Source organism: Corallococcus sp. CA054B, assembly GCF_003611625.1.
Lineage (GTDB): Bacteria > Myxococcota > Myxococcia > Myxococcales > Myxococcaceae > Corallococcus > Corallococcus coralloides.
The window spans coordinates 1-23,923 of record NZ_RAVY01000091.1; the positions used below are offsets into that span (position 1 = coordinate 1).

The 23,923-nt window shown below is 70.0% G+C and carries 14 protein-coding genes and 2 pseudogenes; 6 read left to right on the forward strand and 10 right to left on the reverse strand.

Annotated features, from left to right (window positions below; all coding sequences use genetic code 11):
- From D7V80_RS22020 to D7V80_RS22045, 7 genes and pseudogenes are all read right to left on the reverse strand, one after another.
- Positions 1-651, reverse strand: a pseudogene (locus D7V80_RS22020) (hypothetical protein); the annotation flags it as partial.
- Between the two features lie 353 nt (positions 652-1,004).
- The gene (locus tag D7V80_RS22025) at positions 1,005-1,589 is read right to left on the reverse strand and encodes a DUF642 domain-containing protein (RefSeq protein WP_120590018.1); all 585 of its coding nucleotides are present in this window, start codon (positions 1,587-1,589) and stop codon (positions 1,005-1,007) included.
- Positions 1,590-1,721: 132 nt separating this feature from the next.
- Positions 1,722-3,212: a hypothetical protein gene (locus D7V80_RS22030; protein ID WP_233585605.1), complete on the reverse strand. Its 1,491-nt coding sequence runs from the start codon at positions 3,210-3,212 to the stop codon at positions 1,722-1,724.
- A 249-nt stretch (positions 3,213-3,461) separates the two neighbouring features.
- Positions 3,462-3,965: pseudogene (locus tag D7V80_RS43965) on the reverse strand (putative metal-binding motif-containing protein); the annotation flags it as partial.
- Between the two features lie 57 nt (positions 3,966-4,022).
- Positions 4,023-6,251: a putative metal-binding motif-containing protein gene (locus tag D7V80_RS22035; RefSeq protein ID WP_120590039.1), complete on the reverse strand. Its 2,229-nt coding sequence runs from the start codon at positions 6,249-6,251 to the stop codon at positions 4,023-4,025.
- A gap of 66 nt (positions 6,252-6,317) precedes the next feature.
- Positions 6,318-8,507: a putative metal-binding motif-containing protein gene (locus D7V80_RS43675; protein WP_120590020.1), complete on the reverse strand. Its 2,190-nt coding sequence runs from the start codon at positions 8,505-8,507 to the stop codon at positions 6,318-6,320.
- Positions 8,508-8,584: 77 nt separating this feature from the next.
- Positions 8,585-10,990 carry an endonuclease MutS2 gene (locus D7V80_RS22045; RefSeq protein ID WP_120590021.1) on the reverse strand — a complete coding sequence of 802 codons (2,406 nt, stop codon included), beginning with the start codon at positions 10,988-10,990 and terminating at the stop codon, positions 8,585-8,587.
- Positions 10,991-11,065: 75 nt separating this feature from the next.
- On the opposite strand from D7V80_RS22045, the gene D7V80_RS22050 reads away from it, so the two are divergent.
- The 5 genes from D7V80_RS22050 (at position 11,066) to nadD (ending at position 15,639) form a co-directional block, all read left to right on the forward strand.
- Positions 11,066-11,800, forward strand: coding sequence for a tetratricopeptide repeat protein (locus D7V80_RS22050; protein WP_120590022.1), 735 nt, complete (start codon positions 11,066-11,068; stop codon positions 11,798-11,800).
- 67 nt (positions 11,801-11,867) lie between these two features.
- Entirely contained in the window at positions 11,868-13,151 is a 1,284-nt protein-coding gene (locus D7V80_RS22055) for an adenylate/guanylate cyclase domain-containing protein (RefSeq protein WP_120590023.1), read from the forward strand.
- 44 nt (positions 13,152-13,195) lie between these two features.
- Complete coding sequence (locus D7V80_RS22060) at positions 13,196-14,386, forward strand: exo-beta-N-acetylmuramidase NamZ domain-containing protein (protein WP_014396582.1); 1,191 nt, start codon at positions 13,196-13,198, stop codon at positions 14,384-14,386.
- A gap of 7 nt (positions 14,387-14,393) precedes the next feature.
- Complete coding sequence (locus tag D7V80_RS22065) at positions 14,394-15,068, forward strand: hypothetical protein (protein WP_120590024.1); 675 nt, start codon at positions 14,394-14,396, stop codon at positions 15,066-15,068.
- Between the two features lie 10 nt (positions 15,069-15,078).
- Positions 15,079-15,639, forward strand: coding sequence for a nicotinate (nicotinamide) nucleotide adenylyltransferase (nadD, locus tag D7V80_RS22070; RefSeq protein ID WP_014396584.1), 561 nt, complete (start codon positions 15,079-15,081; stop codon positions 15,637-15,639).
- Here nadD and D7V80_RS22075 read toward each other — a convergent pair.
- Positions 15,636-18,761 carry a hypothetical protein gene (locus D7V80_RS22075; protein WP_120590026.1) on the reverse strand — a complete coding sequence of 1,042 codons (3,126 nt, stop codon included), beginning with the start codon at positions 18,759-18,761 and terminating at the stop codon, positions 15,636-15,638. The genes nadD and D7V80_RS22075 overlap by 4 nt on opposite strands.
- 89 nt (positions 18,762-18,850) lie before the next feature.
- Here D7V80_RS22075 and D7V80_RS22080 point away from each other — a divergent pair, with 89 nt between their 5' ends.
- The gene (locus tag D7V80_RS22080; RefSeq protein ID WP_120590027.1) at positions 18,851-20,176 is read left to right on the forward strand and encodes a hypothetical protein; all 1,326 of its coding nucleotides are present in this window, start codon (positions 18,851-18,853) and stop codon (positions 20,174-20,176) included.
- Positions 20,177-20,221: 45 nt separating this feature from the next.
- Here D7V80_RS22080 and D7V80_RS22085 read toward each other — a convergent pair whose 3' ends face one another.
- Together D7V80_RS22085 and D7V80_RS22090 are read right to left on the reverse strand one after the other, a co-directional pair.
- Positions 20,222-21,064, reverse strand: a complete 843-nt coding sequence (locus tag D7V80_RS22085) for a Rossmann-like and DUF2520 domain-containing protein (protein WP_120590028.1) — start codon at positions 21,062-21,064, stop codon at positions 20,222-20,224.
- Positions 21,065-21,240: 176 nt separating this feature from the next.
- Positions 21,241-23,823, reverse strand: coding sequence for an AAA family ATPase (locus tag D7V80_RS22090; protein ID WP_120590029.1), 2,583 nt, complete (start codon positions 23,821-23,823; stop codon positions 21,241-21,243).
- Positions 23,824-23,923 lie beyond the last annotated feature (100 nt).

The window sequence follows — 23,923 nt, forward strand, 5'->3', positions numbered from 1 at the left end:
GACCAGGTGCGTGCCGGGGAGGGAGAGCTGGATGGGGTCCTGCTCCGCGTCCGGGGGCGTGTCCTCGATGGGCAGGAGCGCCACGGGGGCCAGGTGGGCCGGCGCGGTTTCCAGTTCATCCAGGCCGGCAGCAGCAGATGAAGATCTCTTCTTCTCCTTCTCCCTTCTGTTTCTGGGGGAGGACGTCCCGGACGTGTCCCGAGGACGTCCGGCGGACACCTCGAGCCCCTTCGCGGCGGCCCGTTCCCTTCGTTTGCGCTCGGCCTCCTTCTTCCGCTTGTCGAGCACTCCGACGTAGCGATCGCACAGGGTGAGGCGCACGCCGTCCTCTTCACGGATCAAGAGGCGGGCCTGGAGGAGGGCGGACCAGAAGGCGCCGGGGGTGCCCGTCCAGCGGACGGCGGACTCCAGCGCCTCGATCCACACGGCTTCGTCCAGGGACGCGTCCCACGCCTGTCCGCCGGACGCGTCCGCGGACGGTCCGAAGGACACGAAGCGCCCTTCGGGCAGGGCCTGCACGGCCCATATCTGCAGCTCCACCATGGCGCCCAGGAACGCGCGCCGCTCCATGCCCAAGGCACGCGCGGCGCCGATCACCGCGAGGCTCATGGGGAAGCCCACGTCCACCTGAACCCAGTCCAGACCCGCCACGTCCACGCCTCCCAGCCCGGACGCCACCGCGCGCCCGGCCCTGTGCCCTGGTGCCCGCTACGGGCGTCCGTCCCTGCCCGATGTCGTGGGTCGTCCCCCGGTCCGGTGATCCCGCGTTGATCGCAGGGACCCGGCCGGAAGCCGGGCGCTACACGAGCGCAGGAGGTGGGATGGGGGAGGGGGATGAACCACGGCATCCGCGATCTGTGTCGTCAGGCCCGGGCCGTCTACCCCCTGGGTTCTCCAGCGGACGTCCGTTCTTTGGACGCTACAGGGCGCTACAGAAAAGGGCCGCCGCCCCACGAAAAGGGAGCGGCGGCCCAAAGCCCGCATGGATCAGCGGACCGCGTGCATCACGGCCCGTTCACCTGGAGGTTGTCGATGGCCAGGCCACAGCCGACGCCACCGGAGGTGCTGGTGAGCGTGATGCGAGACGTGGTGCTGGTGGCGTTGAACACGTAGGTGCGCAGGCTCCAGGACGCGGACGCGTTGGAGAAGCTGGCGCTGGACGGGCCGTAGTTGATGGTGGCCGACCGGGACACGGTGGCGCAGGCGGGGCTGTTGGACACGTAGAAGGTCACCGTGTAGCCGCCGCCGACGACGGTGGGCACGTCCTGGTACAGGGAGCCCGCGCCCAGGCCGTTGAGGTCGATGGACTGCACGCCGTTCTGCGGCGTCTTGTACGTGTTCTTCATCACCTTGATGCCGCTGGTGATGGTCCAGCCCGGCAGCGCCGTGCTACCGGCGTTGAGGACCACGTAGTTGAAATTGCCGATGGCGTTGTCCTCGAAGCTACCGTTGGTGGCGACGTTGATGCCCTGCTCGACGTTGCCGAGTTCCGGCTCCTGGAGCACGGCATCCGGGCCCCCACAGCCCATCAGCGCGAAGAAGCCAAAGCCCACCACCGCGCTGCGACGCAGCAATTGATTGCCATTCATATGATGTGATTCCCCCTGAGATGTGTTTCGCCCGCGCGTCGTGCGACAGGCGAAACACACTGTACGTGATTTCACATGAAGTGTGTGAAACTTCACACTGGGGGTTGCTGGGCTGGTTGCTGTCCGGGCGGGTCAGAGGGGTGCGCAGCCACCCGTGGGTGCGGGGCTGATCACGGATGAGGCGCTGATGACACATGACTGGACACTGCGCAGGTGGATGTAGCCCGCGGCGCCTCCGCCTCCTCCGCCACCGCCTTCGCTAAGCACCACCGTAGCTCCGTTTTCGCCAGGGGAGGGGTTGCTCAATGTGCCACCCGAGCCACCGTCGCCACCCGTGGTGGTAGCGCCGCCGCCGCCGTTGGCGCTGCTGCCGCTGTTCTCGCTGCCACTCGAGCCATTTGCTCCGTTATTAGCGGCACCGGAACCCGCGCCGCCGCCCTCTCCACCACCGCCACCATTGGCGGTGAGTCGCGCGTTCGGCTTCAGGCTCACCTGGAATGCTTCCAGCACGATGCGGCCCCCACTCCCGCCGCCACCGCCCCCCGCCGCAGCACCATTCGAACTGTTCGCAGTACCGCCCAGGCCACCGCCGCCGCTCACGGAGAGGCCTCTGTCCACGGTCAGCGTCCTGGCGACGGAGAGCTGGAAGGCGCCACCTCCGGCACCACCCAGTCCACCGGGCGCGGTGCCCGAGCCTCCTCCAGTACCCCCTGGGCACCCTCCGAGAAGTGGCGTGAGGGTGGAGGTCTGCTGGGCGCCTGCGTCGCCTCGTGTAGCGTTGGCGTTGACGCCCCTGCCGCCATGGGCTCCGACCGTCGCGCCACCCGCGCCACCTCCGCCTCCGCCCTGACCTCCGTTGTACGTCCCGTTCTTGCCCTGTGACGTGGTGCACGCCTGATTGCCTCCGGTTCCAGGAACCGGTGCGCCATTCACGATGCGCCCGCTGCCCAGGATGTCGTGGCTCAGCGTCGCATCCCCATACACGGCGAGGATGACCGGCCGACTGCCTACGATGCGTAGCTCGCCACCCAGGGACAGGGTCCGCACGGGGATGAGCAGGATTTCGGGTGCGCCTCCGCCCTGCGACACGGTCTTGATGATGAACGCACTGGTATCCGGGCCGACGTTCGAGGGCGTCCAGGACCGGGCGTCCGTATCGAACACCACGGCTCCGGTGGTTCTCAGTTCGCCAATTTCACCGCCAGGAATGGCGTTCGGGTCGAAGTTGCTGGGCGTGTATGGGAAAACGACACACTGGCCTGACGCGGTGCACACGCGCGGCGCTCCCGAGTTGTCGTCGCTGCAGGGCAGGTTGAGCTGCGCCGGATCCCCGGCGTAGATGCAAGAGGCGTTTCGCGTGCAGCCCGCAGCCGCATTGCACTCCCTGGGAGGGCAGGGCGTGTCCTTTCCGATGCACGTGCCATTGCCATCGCAGAACCCCGGATCATGACAGAGGTCGCCGTCCACGCAGGAGGTGGTGACCGGCTTGGGGGCGTACGCACAGATGCCGTTGGTCGGGTTGCAGGTGCCCGTGGACTCCTGACACTGGGCGTTCGACGGCGTGGTGCACGTCTTCACGTCGCCCACGCACTGTTTTTCGACCGTGCACCGGCCATTCGTCATGCACAGGTTCGCGGGGTCACAGGCCGCGCCTACCTGCACGATCCCTTCGATGCATGCACCTGTCGAGGCTTCGCAGGTTACCGTGGGCTGGCATTGTCCTGGTATTTGAGCGCACTTCTTCGGGGTTCCACCCGCGCACGACGCCGCGGAGCCAGTCCCCACGCATCGCTTGTCCATCATGCACGGGTCCCCATCCGTGCATGTCTTCTCCGCGCAATCACTGTCCGCACACGCTTTGTGACCGTCACAGTCATGGTCGACATTCGTGTCGCATTGTTCCGGAGCGCCTGGGTGAACGTCCGCTCGGGAGTCATCGCAGTCGGGCGACTCCGTGCCGGAAACATTCGCGACGAAGCCGTCACCATCCGCGTCCACCGCCCGCAGGGTGACGGTCCAGTCAATGGACTTTCCGGCGGGTGCATCCAAAGCGCGGTCCTCGTGAACCTCCACGGGCGCCCCCGTGCATTGATTGCCGCTGAGGGCCGCGAACGAAGACACCTTCACGTTCAGCCGTTCGCCCCACGCCGGCTTGCGGACCATCGCGACCTGGATCTCTTTCGCGTCAGGATCCTTGAACTGACTGGAGGGAAGGTCGGTTCCCGCCTGGTTGATTCCGTCACCGACCTCCACTCGCAGGCACTGGGGCCTGTAGGAGGGATACTTCACCGTCACGCGAAGGACGCCCTCGGCGGGGTCCTTCATGCGGCAGGCGGAGAGCAGCACCACGCAGGTCAATAGACAGAACAGACGCATGGTGCCGCACTGTACCCGTTAGCCCTCAGTTTGCTGGAATTCCAGGAGGGATGCGAATCAGAGAGGTACGCAGCCTCCCGTGGCGGCGGGGCTGATCACGTGACCGGATGTCTGGGTGCAGCCCCGGACGCTGCGCAGGTGGATGGAGCCCGCAGCGCCACCGCCACCGCCGCCACCACCGTTCACCAGCAGAAGCGTTCCTCCGTCGTTGCCAGAAGTGGGGACGCTCGAGGCGCCACCCTTGCCACCATCTCCACCCGTGGCGGTGCCATCCGCGCCACCATTGGCGCTGCTGTTGGCGTCCTCGCGGCCATTCGCGCCATTCATTCCGTCACTGGCACCGGCGCCCTCTCCACCACCGCCGCCATTGGCGGTGATTCTCGCGTCGGACGTCAGGTTCAGCAGGAAGGCTTCCAGCACGATGCTGCCGCCGCTCCCGCCGCCACCACCTCCCGCCGCCGCACCACTCGAACTGTTCGCCTTGCCGCCCAGGCCACCACCGCCGCTCACGGAAAGGACCTTCCCGATGGTCAGCGTCCTGGCGACAGAGATCTGAATCGCGCCACCACCGGCACCACCCAGTCCACCGTCCGCACTGCCCGTGCCTCCTCCATTGCCTCCCTGGCACCCACCGAGAAGAGGCGTGGGGGTTGAAGACTGCTGGGAACCTGCGGCGCCCTGCGTGGCGTTGGCGTTGAGGCCCCTGCCGCCATTGGCTCCGGCCGTCGCGCCACCCGCGCCACCACCGCCTCCGCCCTGGCCTCCGCTGTATGTCCCCACATTGCCCTGGGATGACGTGCACGACTGATTGCCGCCGGCTCCGGGAACCGGTACGCCGTTCACGATGCGCCCGCTGGCCAGGATGTCGTGGTTCAGCGTCGCATCCCCATACACGGCAATGATGACGGGACGGCTGCCCACGATGCGCAGCTCGCCGCCCAGGGCCAGGGTCCGCACCGGGATGAGCAGGGTGTCGGGGGCACCTTCGCCCTGGGGCACGGTCTTGATGGTGAGCTGACTGGTATCAGGCCCAAGGTTCGAGGGTGCCCAGGACTGGGCGTCCGTGTCGAACACCACCGCTCCGGTGGTCCTCAGTTCGCCAAGCTCACCGCCAGAATTGCCGTTCGGATCGAAGTTGCTGGGCGTGTATGGGAACGCGGTGCATTGACCATCCGCGCGGCACACGCGCGGCGTTCCCGAGTCGTCGTCGCTGCAGGGCAGGTTGATCTGCGCCGGGTCCCCTGCGTAGACGCAGGAACTGTTCGCCGTGCAGCCCGCGGCGGCCTTGCACTCCATGGGAGGGCAGGGTGTGTCCGTGCCGATGCACGTGCCATTGCCATCGCAGAAGCCCGGTTCGTGGCAGACGTTGCCGTCCTCGCAGGTGGTGGTGACCGGCTTGGGGGCGTACTCACAGCTGCCGCTGGTCGGATTGCAGGTGCCCGTGGACTCCTGGCACGCGGGACTCGTCGGCGTGGTGCACGTCTTCAAGGTCCCCACGCACTGCTTGTCAGCCGTACAGCGGCCATCGGTCATGCATGGGTTCCCGGGTTCGCAAGCCGCGCCCTCCTGCACGTTCTCTTCAATGCACGCACCCGTGGAGGCCTCGCACGTCACCGTCGGCTGACATTGGCCTGTGGCCTGCGTGCACTTGGGTGTGCCACCTCCGCACTGCGCCGACGCCCCCACGCCGATGCACCGCTTGCCCGTGTTGCACAGGTCGCCGTCCGTGCACGTCCTCTCCGTGCAGTCCGAATCCGCGCACGCGAACTTCCCATCACAGTCGTAGTCGATGGTCGTGTCGCACTTCTCCTCGGCGCCCGGGCGGACGTCCGCCTTCGTTTCGTCGCAGTCGGAGATGCCTGCCCATTCGATGCCGGAAGGAGAGCCGTCGCCGTCAGCGTCCACCGCCTTCAGCGCCACATCGAAGCGCGTGTACTCCTTGGGGACGATCGTGAGCGCGGCGTTCGTGAACCGCTCCACCGCCTCGCCCGAGCACCGGTTGCCGTCCGTATCCGCGTACGACGACACCGTGAGGTCCAGCGTCGCGTCCCAGTCCGCCTTGCGGCGCACCGCGACCAGGACCTCGTTCTTCTCCGCGTTCTTGAACTGGCTGGAGAGGATGTCCGTGGCTTCCTGGTGCCCGTTCGCATCCTTCGCCTCCACGCGCACGCACGCGGGCTTGAAGGAGCCGTACTTCACGGACACGCGGATGGCGCCTTCGTCGGGAGCCTTCTCCCGACAGGCAGCCAGCAACAGCACACATCCCAGCAGGCAGAGCCGATTCATGGCCTGCACTGTACCTGCCGTTCCTTCCTCCCTGGAGTTTCAGGGCAAGGGACAGGTCAGGATGACTCAGGGGGCCGTGCACCCACTGGAAGGACTGACCACGGCGCCAATGTCGGTGGCGCAAGATTGGACGCTGCGCAGGTGGATGTAGCCCGCGGCGCCACCCCCGCCACCGCCACCGCCGCGTGTTCCAAATCCATCCTGGGTGCCATCGCTGCCCATGACGGGCACCGTCATCCCCGCGCCGCCCGCGCCGCCCCCGCCGCCCGTGGTGTTTCCCGTGGTGCCTCCACCGGCGGGGGTTGCCGTCGTCTGGGAGCCGTTGGTGCCATTCGCGCCTGCATTGTTGGCGTCGGAGCCTCCCTTTCCTCCACCCCCTCCGTTGGCGGTGATTCGTGCAGCGGACGTGAGCTGAATCTGGAAGGCCTCCAGGACGACGCGCCCGCCACTTCCTCCTCCACCGCCGCCAGCTCCGGCGGAGCCACTGGCCTTGCCGCCTTCTCCGCCGTTGCCGCTCGCCGAGATGTTCTTGGACACGGTCAGCGTGCGTGACACCGAGAGTTGGAATGCGCCGCCTCCCGCTCCGCCCTTGCCACCCGCGGCGGATGCATTGCCGCCACCATTGCCTCCCGCGCAGCCGCCCAGAAGGGGCTCGGGCGTGGTGGGGCGGCTGATGCCTGCTCCGCCCTGCGTCGCACCGTTGCTGGTCTTGCCACCGCTTGCGCCGGAGGTTCCATTGCCCGCCCCGCCACCGCCACCCCCCGTGGTGCCCGAGTAGGTTCCGGCAACGCCGTTGGACGCACCGCACTCCGTATTCCCATTCGGGATGTTGCCGGTGGCCAGGATGGACTGGTTGACGTTCGCGTCTCCATACACGGCCAGGATGACGGGGGAGGGGCCCTTGATGGTCAGATCCCCCTTCAGGTCCAAGACCCGCACCGGAATGAGGAGTGCCGACGGTCCGCCCGCCTGGGGAATCGAGATGATCTTGAGCGTCCCCGCGGTCGTGATGGCTCCCGCGGGAGTCCAGCTCGAATCGGTGGTGTCGAACGTCACGCTCGCATTGGTCCGCAGCTCTCCGATGTCCGCGGCAGCAATGCTGCTCGGATCGAAATTGTAGGGCCGGTAGGGGAACGGGGTGCAGGTGAGATCCGCCTGGCACACGCCTGGAACTCCAGCCGAGGTCGTGCAGAGCCCGTTGACGTCGGGCTCGAACTCGCACTCGTTGCTCGCCGTGCACTGCTGCTTGACGCGGTAGCACGTCTGCGGCGTGCAGGGTGTGGGCGTGCCCACGCAGTTCCCGTTCCCATCGCAGCGGTCCGGCGTGGTGCACGCGAGCGGGTCCTGACAGGCGGTCGTGTCCGGGCGCGGAGTGAAGGCACACAGGCCGGTGGCCGGATTGCACGTCCCCGCGCTCTCCAGGCACTGCTCCGAGGTGGTGCACGTCCGCGCGGTGCCGGCGCACTTCCCGTCGGCCCCGCACTTGTCCGCGTCCGTGCAGAGGTTCCCGTCGTCACACGTCTTGCCGACCGTGGACTCCACGGCTTCGCAGAGCCCGGAGGCGGGATTGCACGTCAGACGTGCGTCGCAGACGCCCGTGGGCTGGGTGCACGTCGTCGTCTGCGAGGGCACGCACTTCGCCTCCAGACCCGAACCCTCGCAGTGGTCCCCCGTCGTGCAGGCATTGCCGTCGTCGCACGGATTGCCCCCGCAGTTCGCCTCCTGGCAGCCCGTCCGCGCGTTGCAGTTGAGGTCCACGGTGGAGTCACAGGTCTCCACGGCGCCCGGATGAACGGCCGGATTCGAGTCATCGCAGTCCGCGGGCTCGCCCCACATGGCGCCCGCCAGATGACCGTCACCATCTCCGTCCGTCGCCTTCAACGTCACCTCGAAGTTCGTGAACTTCCTGGCGACGATGGTGAGGGGCCCTGCGCTCGAGTGCTGCTCCACGAAGGGGCCGTCACAACCGGTGGCGGTCGCGGAGGCGTACGAAGACGCCGTCACGTTCAGCGCCGTGTCCCAGTCCGCCTTGCGGCGCACCGCGACCAGGACCTCGTTCTTCTCCGCGTTCTTGAACTGGCTGGAGAGGATGTCCGTGGCTTCCTGGTGCCCGTTCGCATCCTTCGCCTCCACGCGCACGCACGCGGGCTTGAAGGTGCCGTACTTCACGGACACGCGGATGGCGCCTTCGTCGGGGGCCTTCTCCCCACAGGCGGCCAGGAACACCACACATCCCAACAGGCAGAGCCGATACATGGCGCCGCACTGTAGCGAACACTTCCCGGGGCAGGGAGCGGGGCCATCCAGACCCCGACTCCCTGTCACACGGTGTTTCAGCCGCGCAGGGACACCACGGTGACGCCGTCGCCGCCCTCGTGGCTCTCACCGGGGCGGAACATGCGGATGTAGGGCGACGCGGCCAGGTGGTCCCGGATGGCCTGCTTGAGCGCTCCGGTGCCGTGGCCGTGGATGATGAGCGCGGCCTCCTCACCCTTGCGCAGGCCCTGGTCCAGGAACGTCTCCAGCTCCGCCAGCGCGTCGTCCGCGCGCATGCCGCGCACGTCGCAGCGGAAGTTCGTGGCGTCCACCTGCGACGGCGCCGCGGAGGCCGCGCGCTTCAGGGCCGCTTCGCCCTTCCGCTGCTCCGGGAACTTCGCCTGCTGCGGCTTCTTGCCTCGCGACCCGGACAGCTCCGTCGTGGGCACGCGCATCTTCAGCGCGCCGCCCGCGGACACCACCGCCTGGCCGTCCGTCAGCTCCAGGATCTCCACGTCCCGGCCCAGGCCGGAGTGGTGCACCCACGCGCCCACCTTGAGGTTCGCGGGCCCCGGGGCCTCCACCTGGAACAGCTCCGCCTTGGCCGCCGTCGCGCGCTTCAGCGCCTCGTCCGCGCGCTGCTGAAGCTGCATCCGCGCCTCGGAGAGCGCCTTCTCGTTCTGCTCCGAGCGCAGCTTCGTCAGGAGGTCGCGGACCTCCTGGGCGGCGTGCTCGCTGGCCGCGTGCACGTCCTCGTTGAACTGCATCATGCGGCCCTTGCGCTCGCGCTCGAAGGCGACCTTCTGCTTCTCCAGGTCCGCGCGGAGGGCCTCCGCCTCCTTCGCAGCGATGCGCGCCTTCTCCAGCTCCTCGGAGAGCTTGCGCCGCTCGTCCTCCGCCGCCGCCAGCGCCTTGGTGAGCGGGCCGCCCGCGTTGAGCGACAGCTCCCGCGCGCGCTCGCACACGGAGGTGGGCAGGCCCACCCGCGCCGCCACGTCGATGGCGGAAGACTGACCGGACGCGCCCATCTGCAGCCGGAACGTGGGCGCCATCCGCTTGGAGTCGAAGCCCACTCGCGCGTTGAGGAAGCGCGGATCCATGTGCGCCAGCGCCTTGAGTTCCTCCAGGTGCGTCGTCACCAGGACGTACGCCCCCTTGCCCAACAGCTCCTCCAGCACCGCGATGGCGATGGCCGCGCCCTCGCGCGGATCCGTGTCCGACGCGATCTCGTCGATGAGCACCAGCGAGTCCGTCGCCACCGCAGCCAGGATGTCCCGCAGCAGGGTGACGTGGCCGCTGAACGACGACAGGCCCTGCGACAGGTCCTGCGTGTCACCCACGGTGGAGTGCACGGAGCGGTACAGCGGCATCCGCGACCCTTCGCCCACCGGGATGGGCAGGCCCGCGCGCAGCATCAGCGCGCACAGCCCCACGCCCGTCAGCGTCACCGTCTTGCCGCCCGCGTTGGGGCCGGAGACCACCAGCGCCCGGGCGCTCTCGGTGAGCGTCACGTCGTTGGACACCACCTCCGTGCCCTTGAGCACCAGGCGCGGGTGGCGCAGCCCGCGCAGCTGCAGCTCCTTCACACCCTCGAAGGTGGGCGTCGTGGCGTCCAGGTCCGAGGACAGGGTGGCGATAGCCTCCACCTCGTCCAGCTCCGCCACCGCCTCCAGGCCCTCCAGCATGCGCGAGGACTCGCGGCCCACGAGCCTGCTCAGCTCCTGGAGGACCTTGAGCTCCTCCTCCGCGACCTCCGACTGCGCGATGGCCAGGTCGTTGCCCAGGCCCACCATCGCCTGGGGCTCCATGAAGAGCGTCTGCCCCGTCTGGCTGGCGTTGTGGACGATGCCGTCCACCTCCGCGCGGTAGTTCGACACCACCGGCACCACGTACCGCCCGTTGCGCAGCGTGTAGTAGTTCTCGCGCAGCTTGGCGGTGAAGGTCAGGTCGTGGAGCATCTCGTCCAGGCGCGCCTTGATCCGCCGGTGCAGGCCGCGTGCGCGGTCCCGCGCTTCCTTCAGCTCCGGGCTGGCGCGGTCGGAGATGGTTCCGTCCGGTTCGAAACACTGATCCAACCGGCGCGCCATGGCCTCCAGGAAGGGCAGGCGCTTGGAGATCTCCACCAGGCGGGGGACGCGCTCCTTGCGCTCGTCCAGGGCCTCGCGGGTGCGGGCGAAGGCGAAGAGCAGCTGGGCCGCGTCGATGAGCTGGCGGGGCTCCAGCACGCCGCCCTTCTCCGCGTGGCCCACCGCGGTGCGCAGGTCCGTCACGCCGCCCAGGGGCAGGGAGAACTGCTGCTGGGAGAGGAAGCGGGCCTCGTCGACGAGCGCCAGCGCTTCGGCCACTTCCGTCCCGGTGTCCAGGAATGGACGGGCCAGCACCCGCTCCCTCCCTGGCTCGGTGCGGCAGCGCTGCGTCAGCGCGCGGAGCACTTCCGAGAAACCAAGGTCTTCCAACGTCCTTTGGGAAATCTGCACAGTCATGGGTTTCATGCGAGGCCGGGTGTCCGTCAAGGGGAAGTATTGAGGTGGCCCACCGGGACCTGCTATCTGCCAACCATGATGTGGGTTCTCGTGGCGGCGCTGCTTGCGGGCGCGTCCGACGCACCGGCCTCTCCGGTCCTGACGGCGCAAGCAACCCCGGCCCCCAGTCCGCTTGCGGATGCGCTGGCGTTGGAGACCGCGGGCAACGACGCGGGAGCCCTCGTTGCCCTGGAGCGGCTGATTACTAACCAGCCCCGCTGGGAGCTGCCCAGGTTGGAGGCCGCGCGGCTGCTCCTCAAGGGAGGCAGCGCCCCGGAGCTGGAGCGCGCCCGGACCCATCTGGACGCGGCCCTGCGCGAGGCCCCGGACAACCCCCGCGTGTACTTCCTCCAGGGGCAGCTGCTGGAGGAGCAGGGCGCCACCTTCGACGCCATCCGCGCCTATGAGAAGGCCGTGTCCCTGCGCCCGTCCTATGACGACGCGAGGTTCCGGCTCGCGGGCCTCTGGGCCCAGGCGGGGGACTGGCTCAAGTCAGAGCTGCACTACCGCCCCCTGTCCAAGTCCCGGCCCGCGTGGGTGCAGGTGCGCATGCAGCTGGCGTCAGTGCTGGAGAAGCAGGGCCGCACGCTGGACGCGGAGCGGGAGTTCCTGGCCGCGCGCGACGCCCAGCCGGACAACCCGGGCGTCCTGAGGACCCTGGCGGCCTTCTACGAGCGGACGGACAGGCCCCAGCTCGCAGCGAAGGTGAGGGCGCAGCTGACGGCGCCGGCGAAGCGCAACATGCGGGCCCTCAAACCTTCGAAGCGCTGACAGCGAGCGGCGGGGCGCGGTCCGTGGCGATTGCTTCGCGCGACGCGCTGCATACACTGCCCCCGCTTTGAAGACCGCCAACCTCGCCATCGTCTTCACCGACATCAAGGGCTTCACCGAACGCACCAGTCGGCAGACGCTGGAGGAGAACCAGCGGCTGCTCCAGGTGCATGAGGCGTTGCTCGCGCCGCTGTTCAAGGCGTTCGGTGGACGCATCATCAAATCGATTGGCGACGCGTTCCTCGTCACCTTCGAGTCCCCCACCCAGGCGGTGCTGAGCGGCATCGCCATCCAGGACCGGCTCTGGCACCACAACCGGCAGCTCCTGGAGGATGAGCAGATCCACGTGCGCGTCGCCGTGAACGTGGGCGAGGTGCGGGTGGAGGCCAACGACATCTTCGGCGAGCCGGTGAACATCGCGGCCCGGGTGGAGGGCATCACCGACGCGGACGAGGTCTTCTTCACGGAGGCCGTCTACCTCTCCATGAACAAGGCGGAGGTGCCGTCGCAGGAGGTGGGCGCGTTCGAGCTGAAGGGCATCCCCGGGAAGATCCGCGTCTTCCGCGTGCCGCGCGCGCCCTACCGGGTGCTGGCGCCGGCGGCGCCGGACGCGGTGCTGCCCTCGCCGGAAGAGGCGGCCTTGCTGCCGCCCTACGGCAACCTGGCGCTGGCGCGCGTGGAGGCGAACCTGGACCTGGGCCAGCGCGCGGCGGCGGGCGCGGTGGCGGTGGGGCAGCGGGCCACGGTGCTGGGCAAGCAGGCGCGCACCGCGACGGATGCGCTCTGGGCGCGCATGTACGCGAAGCTGCCGCCCGCCATCACCACGAAGGTGTCGTCCACGGTGGCGGGGTGGGGCGTGTGCGCGGGGCTGCTGACGGTGGTTCTGCTGGGCGGATGGGTGCTCGTCAACGGAGGCGGCCCCGCGATGCGGGCCATCCGCGACGTGGAGGGCGCCACCAGCACGGAGAAGGCCACGCGCGTGAACGAGGCGAAGCGGCTCATCAAGCTGGAGGAGGCGGACCAGCGCGCCTACCTCAGCGGGCGGCTGGAGGAGGCCCAGGGCAACATGGGCGCCGCGGTGGTCCACTACGCGGCGGCGGTGCGCAAGGACAACAACAGCCGCGCGGAGTCCCGGCTCATCTCGCTCCTGAAGCACGAGCAGTGCAGCGTGCGCTCCAGCGCGGCGACGGCCGTGGGCGGCCTGCGCCTGGAGTCCGCGCGCGGGGCGCTGGAGTCCCTGGCCGATGACGGTGGCCCGAACGAAGGGGGATCCGGTGGGTTCCTCGGCCTGGGCACCTGTGACTCGAAGCAGGCGGCGGCGGACGCGCTCAAGCGTCTCCCCGCGAACTGACCCTTCCTGCGCCCGCGCGTATCCGCGGGACGAGGCAAACGAACGTGACGAAGGTGAAGACGGGACTGGATGTGTGGGCGGCGCAGGGGTTCTCCGCGCTCAAGGGCAAGCGCGTGGGCGCCATCGTCAATCCCACGAGCGTGGACTCGCGCTTCCGCCACCTGGCGGATCTGCTGGCCGGCACGGACGGCGTGACGCTGGCGGCGCTCTTCGGGCCGGAGCACGGCATCCGCGGTGAAGCCCAGTACATGGTGGCCGTGGACGAGGCGCGCGACCGCAAGACGGGCGTCCCGGTGCACAGCCTCTACGGCTCCACCTTCGAGTCGCTGTCCCCGCGCCAGGAGTGGCTGAAGGGGCTGGACGCGCTGGTGTTCGACATCCAGGACGTGGGCAGCCGCTACTACACCTACGTCTACACCATGGCCCTGGCGATGAAGGCCGCGGCCCAGGCCCGCGTGGCGTTCTACGTGCTGGACCGGCCCAACCCGCTGGATGGGGTGACGCTGGAGGGCAACCTGGTGGGGGAGAAGTTCCGCTCCTTCGTGGGCCTGTACGCGCTGCCCAACCGCCACGGCATGACGGCGGGGGAGCTGGCGCGGCTGTTCAACGCGCAGGAGGGCTTCGGCTGCGACCTCACGGTGGTGCCGTGCGAGGGCTGGACGCGCGACATGTACTGGAGCGACACGGGCCTGCCGTTCCTGCCGCCGTCGCCCAACATGCCCACCGCGGACACGGCGCTGGTGTACCCGGGCATGTGCCAGCTGGAGGGCACCAACGTGTCCGAGGGCCGCGGCACCTGCCGGCCCTTCGAGCAGTTCGGCGCGCCGTGGGTGGACACGGATCAGCTGATGGCCCGGCTGGACAAGGAGCGGCTGCCGGGCGTGGCCTTCCGTCCGGTGGGCTTCACCCCCACGTTCGACAAGTACACGGGCCAGTCGTGCAGCGGGGCCTTCATCCACGTCACGGACCGCAAGGCGTACCAGCCGCTGCGCACGGGCATCGCCATCACCCAGGCGCTGCACGACATTGGCCCGGGGCACTTCGCCTGGCGGGCGGACGCGTACGAGTTCGTGGAGGACGTGCCCGCGTTCGACCTGCTGTGCGGCACCGACCAGGTGCGTCGCGGCATCGAGGAGGGGTGGTCCCTGGACCGGATGCTGGAGGGCTTCGAGGCGCAGGCGGAGGCCTTCCGCAAGCGCCGCGAGCCCGCCCTGCTGTACGCTTCCTCGCGGTGACCTCCACGTGATTGGCGTCTTCTCCGATACGCATGGCGACCTGGACGCCTTCGACGCGGCCTACGAGCTGCTGCGCGCGAAGGGCGCCCGGCGCTTCCTCTTCTGCGGCGCGCGCTACACGGACCTGGATGAGTGGGTGCTGTGGCGCCGCAAGAAGAGCCGGGGCGGGCGCGAGTACTCGGACGCGGACTTCCTGGCGGACGTGACGCAGTGGCTGGTGGCGCCCCAGGACGGGCTCGGGCGCACGCCCGCGTCCCGTGAGGCCCCCGCGGACCTGGCCTCCGAGGACGACCGGCGGCTGGTGATGGAGCGCTTCGTGCGCGTTCCGGAGCGCGACTCGCTGGCGTACCGGGACCCCACCGTGGCCAACAAGGCCATGGACCTGGTGGGGGACACGCTCTGCTGCGTGGTGCACGACAAGAACGACATGGTGCGGGACGACCTGCTCAACGCGCAGGTGTTCATCCACGGCAAGGAGTCCGAGCCGGCGGTGGTGCAGATTGGCCCGCGCTACTTCGTGACGCCGGGCCGGCTGGTGGGGGCCGCGGAGCAGACGTGCGGCCTGTTGGAGAAGGCGGAGCGCAACCTGAGCTTCTCCGCGTTCCGGTTGGATGGACACCTGGTGCTGCCGCCCCGGGTGCTGCAGGTCGATTCGCGCTCGACGAAGCTCACCGTCAAATAAGAGGCCCGCCGTGAAGGTCGCGCTGCTCGGAGGCTCGTTCAACCCGCCGCACGTGGGCCACCTGATGGCGGCCTCCTACGTCCATGCGACGCAGGGCGTGGATGCCGTCTGGCTGATGCCCACGTTCCATCATCCGTTCGGCAAGCAGCTGGAGCCCTTCGACGCGCGCGTGCGCATGTGCGAGGCGCTCTGCCGCGAGACGTCCGGCTGGCTCCAGACGAGCCTGGTGGAGCGCGAGCTGGGCGGCGGCGGGCGCACGGTGGACACGCTGGCGTACCTGGTGGAGCGCCACCCGGACACGCGGTTCTCGTTGATCATCGGCAGCGACATCCTGAGGGACCTGCCGCAGTGGAAGGACTTCGACCGCATCCAGCGGATGGCCCATGTCATCGTGCTCTACCGCGCGGGCTACCCTGCGCCGGACACGGTGGGGCCGCCGCTGGCGGAGGTGTCCTCCACGCAGGTGCGCGACCAGCTGGCGCGCGGCCTGGAGCCATCGGAGCTGGTGCCCTCCGCGGTGCTCCAGGTGGCGCGTGAGGAAGGCCTCTATGGCCTGCGCGGGCCTCGCTAGAAGGTCATCCCGATGAGGTGCAGGTCGCCGAAGCCGTCATCGAAGCGGTGGGCGTACTGGTAGAAGAACGAGAGCGCGTAGGCCTGGCCCACGGAGAGCCGCAGCGTGGCGGAGCCGCCCACCGCCGCGTGGTTGTCCCGGTTGTCCGTGCGCGCGATGGACCCGAAGCCGTCCAGCTCCACCTGGCTGATGAAGAGGGACGGCAGCACCCACAGCGTGGATGCCCAGCCATAGTCGATGATGAAGCGGTAGCGGTAGCGCGCGTTGGCGAGCAGCACGTTGCGCGCGCGGAAGGTGTGGTCCTCGTAGCCGCGCAGGTACTCGCTGAAGGCGAGGCCCGGCTGGAGCTGGAGCGGCAGGCCGCCGTCCGTGGTGCTGTCGCGGTTGAGGAAGAAGGCCTGGCCCGCGACGATGCCGCCGACTTCCAGCAACTCGGTGGGCGCGCCGGGCAGGGCGCGGCCCGCCACGGAGAGCTGGAGGTTGTCCTTGCCGGTGAAGGGCAGGCCGCCCAGGTAGCCGTCCACGCCCAGGCGCACGTCGCCCACGGTGGAGTCGAGCGTGAAGGCCTTCGGGAAGATGCCGCCGCTCACGGACAGGCCCAGGCCGCGCTGCGTGCCGCCGTAGGACGTGCCCTCGCCGGCGAAGTACGACGCGGCGACCTCCGGTCCGATGAGGCGCGTGGTGATGGCCGGCCGGCGCTCCGTGGCGTCGAAGCGGCGGTCGAGCGCGAGCACGCCGAAGCTCACGGGCGTGGTCCAGAACGTGCGGGACGCGAACGCGGTGGCCTGCAGGTCCGTGCGCTCGTTCTCGCGCAGGCGTGACGCGGAGACCTGGATGTAGAAGGGCGACAGCTGCGCGTTGCCGTACGCGAACGACACGCCGGGCTGATTCTCCTTCATGTCGTAGGTGAGCGTGAGCGCGTAGGCGTGGAAGCCCAGTCGGTCCTGGCCCGCGATGGAGATGCCGCCCGCGAAGTACGGGTCTTCGTCGTCGACGTCGTTGGGGACCGTGTAGAAGTAGGGGACGCGGTAGTTCGGGATGAAGAAGCCTTCGAGCGGCGAGTAGGGCTCGTCCTTCAGCACTTCCACCGGGCGGCCCACGACGGCTGGAGGCGTCACGGGCGCGTCCACGTCATGGGCGGGATCCACCGGCAGGGGCGGCGGCGCCACCGGTGCCGAGGCGATGTCGGAAGCCGCCTGCGTGGGGGCATCCATCGGGGGCGCGGGCTGGCCTGGGAAGGCGACGAAGCCGTCCTGCGCGTCCGTGCCCTGGGGCTCGGTGTGGGGGGGCGCTGGCTCGGGTGCCGGGGCGGTCGCGACGCTCGCGGCCGGCATCTCGGGCGTCGCGCTCAGCTCGGCCAGGGCATCCGTGAGGGGCGCGCGGTCCACGGTGAAGTTGATGCCGTCGCGGTTGAGGAAGGCCACGGCGTCCCCGCCCACGGGCGCCGCGTCCATCACCAGGAGCGGCGCGTCGGTCACGCGGGCGATGCGCCGGGTGGACACCGTCATCACGTGCGCCTGGAGCCGGCCCTCGTGCTCGCGCAGGAAGACGAGATGGTCGTCGTCCAGCCACCGGGGCGAGTAGTTGAACAGCCCATCCCGCGTGAGCCAGCGCAGCGAACCCTCCGGCTCGCGCAGCACCAGGTCCCAGCCGTGCGCGCCGTTCATGGGGAACACGTACCGTTCCCCGTCCGGTGACGTCACGGGCGTGCCCAGGGCCGTATGCGCCTTGAAGTCCGTCAGCCGCTCGCGCTGACCGCTCTCCAGATCCAACCGCACGAGGTTGGCCGCGTCGCCGCTCACCTCCACGAACACGTAGGACCGGCCATCCGCCGTCACGTCGCCGCCCATGCCCACCAGGTCGTCCCACAGCCGCACCACGTCGCCCGTGCGCGCGTCCACCCGCCACAGCTTCCCCGTGTAGCTGCCCACCGCGTCGATGTCCGCGCTGACCAGGTACAGCCACTGTCCGTCCCGGCTGAACGTCATGCCGCTAACCAGCGACGGGCTGGCCACCACCCACCGGCGCCCCGGCAACAGCTGCACCAGCGCGCGGCTGAAGCGCACGCGGCCGTCGCGCTCGCGCACGGTGAGGTGGGTGATCTCTTCACGGCCCACGCTCACCAGCGCCGTGCTGCCGTCGGCCGGGTTCGCGACGAGCCGCGAGAAGTAGCCCGCATCCCGCACGAGCACCTGCTGCGTGGCGGGGCGCTCGCGCACCTGGAGGTTCTGCTGGAGGCTCTGCTCGAACTCGCTGAACAGCGAGCCGATGTCCTTGCCGTACACCCGCTTGAACCGCAGCGTCACCGCGATGGGCGGGAACAGCGAGTTGCCCTGTTCCTCCACCAGCTTCCACAGGCGCTTCTCGCCGTAGGTCTTCGCCAGGTACTCCACGAAGTTCATACCGCTCAGGTAGTTGCCGCCGAACGGATCCAGCGCGCGGTTCTCCGGGGACAGGTAGCCCGCGTTGAGCTCGCCCCGGCGGGCCTGCACCGCGCCCTCCCACCAGCCGCGCCACACCGGGCTGTAGGGACGTCCCGTTTCCTTGCCCAGCCGGCCCTCGTAGTAGGTCGCCAGGCCCTCCAGGAACCAGGACTCGGTGAAGATGTTGGGCTGGAAGAGGCCGCCCGTGACCTTGTTCAGGACGTTCCACAGCCCGCCCACCTGCTGCATCTGCACGTAGTGGACGGACTCGTGACAGGCCACGTCGCCGATGTCCGTCTCACCCAGACCCAGCAGGTTGAACTGCTCCAGCGTCATGTGCTGCGGCAGCACCATCTGCTGCGGCGTGCTGGCGAACTCCGACTGGACGTACGCGTTGTTGAAGTCCGCGCTCGTCAGGTAGACGAGCACCCGCTTGCGCTCGGCCTTGCTCCACGCGTCGGTGCGCAGCCGCTCCACGCAGCCTTCCATCCGGGCAGCCACCCGCAGCGCCGTCCCGCGCAGGTGCGCCGGGTAGTACAGCTCCATCGACTGCGTGGTCAGCTTGTGCATGTCGTCCCGGGCGAACGACGCCTGGACGTTCTGCGGAAAACGGGGTGCGACGAAAGCACACCCCGATGTCAGCAAGAGGAGACACGCGAGGATGGCGGGCTGGCGGGCAGACCCGCGAGAAGCTGACATGGCGGCGCATCCTACCGACCACAAATCGTAGTCACGAACGCGTTTTTCACGGTAAGGGAACGCGTCGCATTCCTCACAGGAACCTTCCCATGACCGAACCCGCCGAGCCCCAGGGGCTCCCTGTCCCGCAGCACGTGCACAATGCGCAGCTCCAGCTTTCCGCCGCGTTGGAGAAGGCCAGCGGCGCGCCGGTCGACCTGACGAAGGCTCCGTGGGCGGACGTGGAGACGTCGGTCATCCAGCTCTTGGGCGGCCGGTTCGACCCGAACAACCCGAACCACCAGGGCGCGGCGCTGGGCCTGGCGGGCGGCTTCGCGCTGCGCCTCATCTCCGAGCACCAGGCGTTCTGGTTCCCCAACCGGGACTCGCCGGAAGGCGCCTCGCTGGGCTTCCCGGAGGCCATCATCATGCTGTCCCCGTTCGGGGCGGTGATGGACGCGCTGGCGCAGGGCAAGTTGACGCGGCTGGACGACCTGGCCGCCGACATCCGCCGCTCGCTGGGGCAGGTGAAGTTCGGCACCAACCCGGCGCAGGCCCTGGGCGGCGGTCAGCCCCAGCGGCTGGGGCCCCAGGAGTACCAGCGCCTGTTCGACCCGGGCTTCCTCCAGTTCATCGTGGTGGATCCGGCCAAGGCGAAGCAGGCGCTGGAGGCGAAGACGGACGCGCTGGCGCGCGACGTGCGTGACGCGCTGGGCCGCACCCAGCCGCCGCTGCCGCCGGAGGCCCGCCAGCAGTTCGAGGGGCAGATCGTCACGTCGCTGCAGCGCATGGAGCAGGGCAAGTCGCTGGCGGATCAGGCCGAGCGCGCCCCGCGGCTCGCGGAGCTGCTGACGCACCTGGTGGCGACGGTGGGCGGCACGGGCTCCGCGCCGGAGGAGTTCTGGCACGACGTGGTGCTGCCGCTGCTGTTCATCGGCGCGCCCGCGAGCTTCCCGCCGCTGGATGACGACGAGCTGGAGGCGTTCAAGCAGGGCGCGGATCCGCTGGCGCTCTTCGTGGACGTGGTGCCGCACTCGCACCGCGCGCCGGACGAGGGCCTGCTGGGCGCGTTCGAGATGTCGGAGATCGGCCTGGTGCACCCGGCCTTCCAGAAGGTCGGCGCGCTGCGTCTGATCCGCATCAACCCGGACCGGCTGAAGCCGATGCTGGAGAAGTACGACCCGAACGCGACCATGGACGCGGTGCAGCGCTTCACGGAGCACGTGTCCAAGGCGGCGGGCAAGCCGGCCGCGGAGTCCCCGCAGGGCAAGGAGATGCTCCAGGCGGCGCTGACGCTGCTGGCGGACCTGAAGCGCTCCGTGTCGGTGGGCGGCGACGTCTGCCTGCGCCGCCTCACGGAGGCCGAGGCCGCCTCCGAGCAGGCGCTGGCCATCGTGCGCCGCGCGCTGCAGAGCCCGCGCATCATCCTCACCTAGTCCGGTGGGAAGGGCGCGCGTCCGGGGCGACCGGGACGCGCGCCGTTACTTGTTCGCGAGCAGGGCTTCCAGCGCGGCACGGGGCTCCGGACGGAGCCGCTCCGAGGCCAGCCGCAGGGCCCGCCGCGAGAGCTGTGCGTAGAGCGGAGCGATGTCCGAGGGCAGCGCCGAGAGGTGCGCCGCGACGACGCCCGCGTCTCCCCGGACGATGGGGCCGGTGAGTCCCCCCGAAAGGCCGCGCGCTTCGATGCCGCGCAACGCCGAGCGCATCAGCGGCAGCAGGGCCTTCAGCGCGGCTTCAGGATCGATGCCCGCCGCGCCCAGCGCGCCCACCGCCGCGTCCGCCAGGGCCACCAGTCCACCGGCGCTCAGCACCGCGCCCGCGTGGTAGGCCGCGCGGTGCGCCTCCGGCACGTCGAACATCGCGAAGCCCACGTCCTCCGCCATGCGCTGGAGCACGGAGCGCAGGGCAGGGGAGCGCGTGCTGATGGCGGCGGTGTGGCCCGCGAGCGAATCCCTCGCGGAGGACACGGCGCAGAGCGGATGGAAGGAACCCACCGCGCGGCCCCGCTGCGTGCCCAGCGCGGACAGGGGCAGGGCGCCCGCGGTGTGCACCAGCGCCGCCGTGCGAGGCAGCTCGTGGGAAAGAGCTTCGGATACCGACGGCACCGCCGCGTCCGGAACGCACAGCACGCAGACGCGCGCCTTCTTCAGGTCCGCTGGGGTCGCGGGCTTCAGGCCCAGGGCCCGTGCGCGCTCGCGGCCCGCGTCGTCGCGCGAGTACACGCGCACGGGCCAGCGCTTCGCCTGCAACGCCAGCGCGAGCGCACCACCGAGCCGCCCCGCGCCGACGATGACCACGGGGACGCGCTTCGCCTTCGCCGTCACGGGCTTCTTCGCGCCCAGCGCGGGACGGTCCCGCGGGACAGCGGAGCCACTGCGAGCCAACGGGGCACGAGCCGAAGCATCCCGAGCCGGCCGGCTTCGCGAGCCCTCCGTGCGAGGACGCGCCGGATTCACGGCTTCGGAGCGAACGGTGCCGCTCCGGCCTCGCCGCGCCACCGTCAGGCGGCGTCCCGGGCGAACTGGAGCTGACCGGCCTGCACGGCCACTCGCACGCGGTCGCCCGCGCCGAACTCGCCGGAGAGGATGCGCTCCGCCAGGGGGCCTTCCACCAGCCGCTGCACCACCTGGCGCATGGGCCGCGCGCCCAGCATCGGGTCGAAGCCGCCGGACTTGAGCAGGTGCCCCACCACGTCCGTGCCCGCCGTGTAGACGATGCCGCGCTCCGTCGCGAGCCGCTTGCTGCTCTCCGCCAGGATGAGCGTGGCGATCTTCGCCACCTCCTGCTCCGCCAGCGGACGGAACGGCAGCCGCTCATCGATGCGGTTCCACAGCTCCGGCGGCAGCGCCTTGCGCGCCGTGTCCGACGCCATGTCCAGCGCCTTGCCCTCGGCCGCGTCCGCCGCGCCGAAGCCCACCGCGCGGCCCGTGCGGCTGAACGCCTCCGCGCCCAGGTTCGTGGTCATCACGATGACCGTGTTCGAGAAGTCGATGTGCCGGCCCTTGCCGTCCGTCAGCCGCCCCTCCTCCAACACCTGGAGCAGCAGCATCTGCACCTCGCGGTGCGCCTTCTCGATCTCGTCCAGCACCACCACCGACGACGGCCGGCGGCGCACCGGCTCCGTGAGCTGCCCGCCCTCGCCGAAGCCCACGTAGCCCGCGGGCGACCCGATGAGGCGCGACACGCCGTGAGCCTCGGACATCTCGCTCATGTCCAGGCGCACCAGCGCGTCCCGGTTGCCGAACAGCACCTCCGCCAGCGCCCGAGCCATCTCCGTCTTGCCCACGCCCGTGGGGCCCAGGAAGAGGAAGCTGCCCATGGGACGGCGCGACGCGAAGCCCGCGTAGTTGCGGCGGATGACCCGCGCGATGCGCACCACCGCGTCGCCGTGGCCAATCACGCGCTCCGCCAGGTCGTTCTCCAACCGGAGCAGCCGCGCGGAGTCGTTCATCAAGAGCCGCTCTTCCGGCACGCCCGCCAGCTTCGCCACCACGCGCGCCACGTCCGCCGCGTCCACCCGGTGCTTGCCCTCGCGGTGGCAGCGGCTGCCCGCCAGGTCCACCACGCTGATGGCCTTGTCCGGCATGAACCGGTCCGTCACGTAGCGGCTCGCCAGCGACGCGGCCGCCTCCAGCGCCTCCGGCAGGTAGCGCAGCGCGTGGTGCTCCTCGTAGCGCCCGATGATGCCCTGGAGGATCTGCACCGTCTCCGGCACCGACGGCTCGTTCACCACCACCGGCGTGAAGCGCCGCTCCAGCGCCGGGTCCGCCGCGATGAACTTGCGGTACTCGTCGTGCGTCGTCGCCCCGATGCAGGGGAACTCGCCGCGAGCCATCGCCGTCTTCAGCTCGTTGGCCGCGTCCTGCGGGCCCTCGCCCGTGGAGCCCGCGCCCACCAGCGTGTGGATTTCGTCGATGAAGACCACCACGCGCCCCTCGGCCCGCCGCACCTCTTCCTTCAGCGCGTTGAGCTTCTCGGAGAACGAGCCGCGCAGCTGTGTGCCCGCCACCAGCGTGGCCATGTCCAGCTCGACGAGGATCTTCTCCGCCAGCGTGCCGCGCAGACCCATCAGGCGCTGCGCCACGCCCTCCACCACCGCCGTCTTGCCCACGCCGGGCTCGCCCAGCAGGCACGGGTTGTTGGTGCGGCGCTTGCCCAGGATGTCGATGACCTCCTCGACCTCCCGCGCGCGGCCCACCACCGGGTCCAGCTTCCCCTCACGGGCGGCCTGGCTCAGGTTGCGGCCCAGCGACGTGAGCATCGGGAACGCCTTGGCGTCCAGCGTCAGCGGCTGCCCCTTGGCCTGCGAGGGCGCCGAGGACGGCCGGCTCACCGGAGCCGAGGGAGCCGAGGAGGCCACGGGCGCGGGAGGCGGCGGGGCGGGCGGCGTCGCGCGGGCGGCCGGGGCCAGCGGCGCCATGCGCGGCATCGGAGGAGGAGGGGCTTCCGCGACGGCGTCCTGCGTCACGTCGTCCTCGTCCACGTCGATGAGGTCCCGGGGCGACAGCGCGGGCGTCGCGCGCGCGGCCGGCGGGGTCGTCACCGGGGGCGTCGTGATGGGCGCCGGACGCGGCACGCTCAGCGCGAACGTGGAGGAGGGAAGGGGAGACGGCGGCGCGCCCACCGGACGGCTCACCGGCGCGCGCGTGGCCACCGCCTGGCCGTAGCCCGGCTGGAGCCGGCGCGGCAGGCCACCACTGGTGGAGTAGGCGAGCGCCGTGTTGGACAGGGAGATGAGGTCCAGCCCCGTCCGCCCCAGCAGGTCGCTGGCGGCGCAGCGCTTGCGGATGATGGCGATGAGCAGGTGCAGGCAGTCCGCCTCGCCCGCACGGAAGGTGCTCGCCAGCTCGCGGGCGCGCGCGGTCAACTCCTGCACTACGTTGCCCGTCTCCGCCGGGGCCTCCGTGATGAGCTGGAGGAGCGCGTCCTCGTCCACGCCCTTCTCCTTCAGGAGGAGCTGGGCACGGTTCTCCACCGTGAAGAGCGCCAGCAACACGTGGGCCGACGTGGGCTTCTGGGCGACGCTGCGGGCGATGTCATGCGCCTCATGGAGAACCTGGGCGAGATCCGTGCTGTCGACCATTCATGCTCCGGCAAGCGTCCAGCCGAGCGGAATACACCGTCTGCCGCTCCGCCGCAAAATTTAGGCTACAGACCGCTACAGGATGGATGCAAGGCAGGAT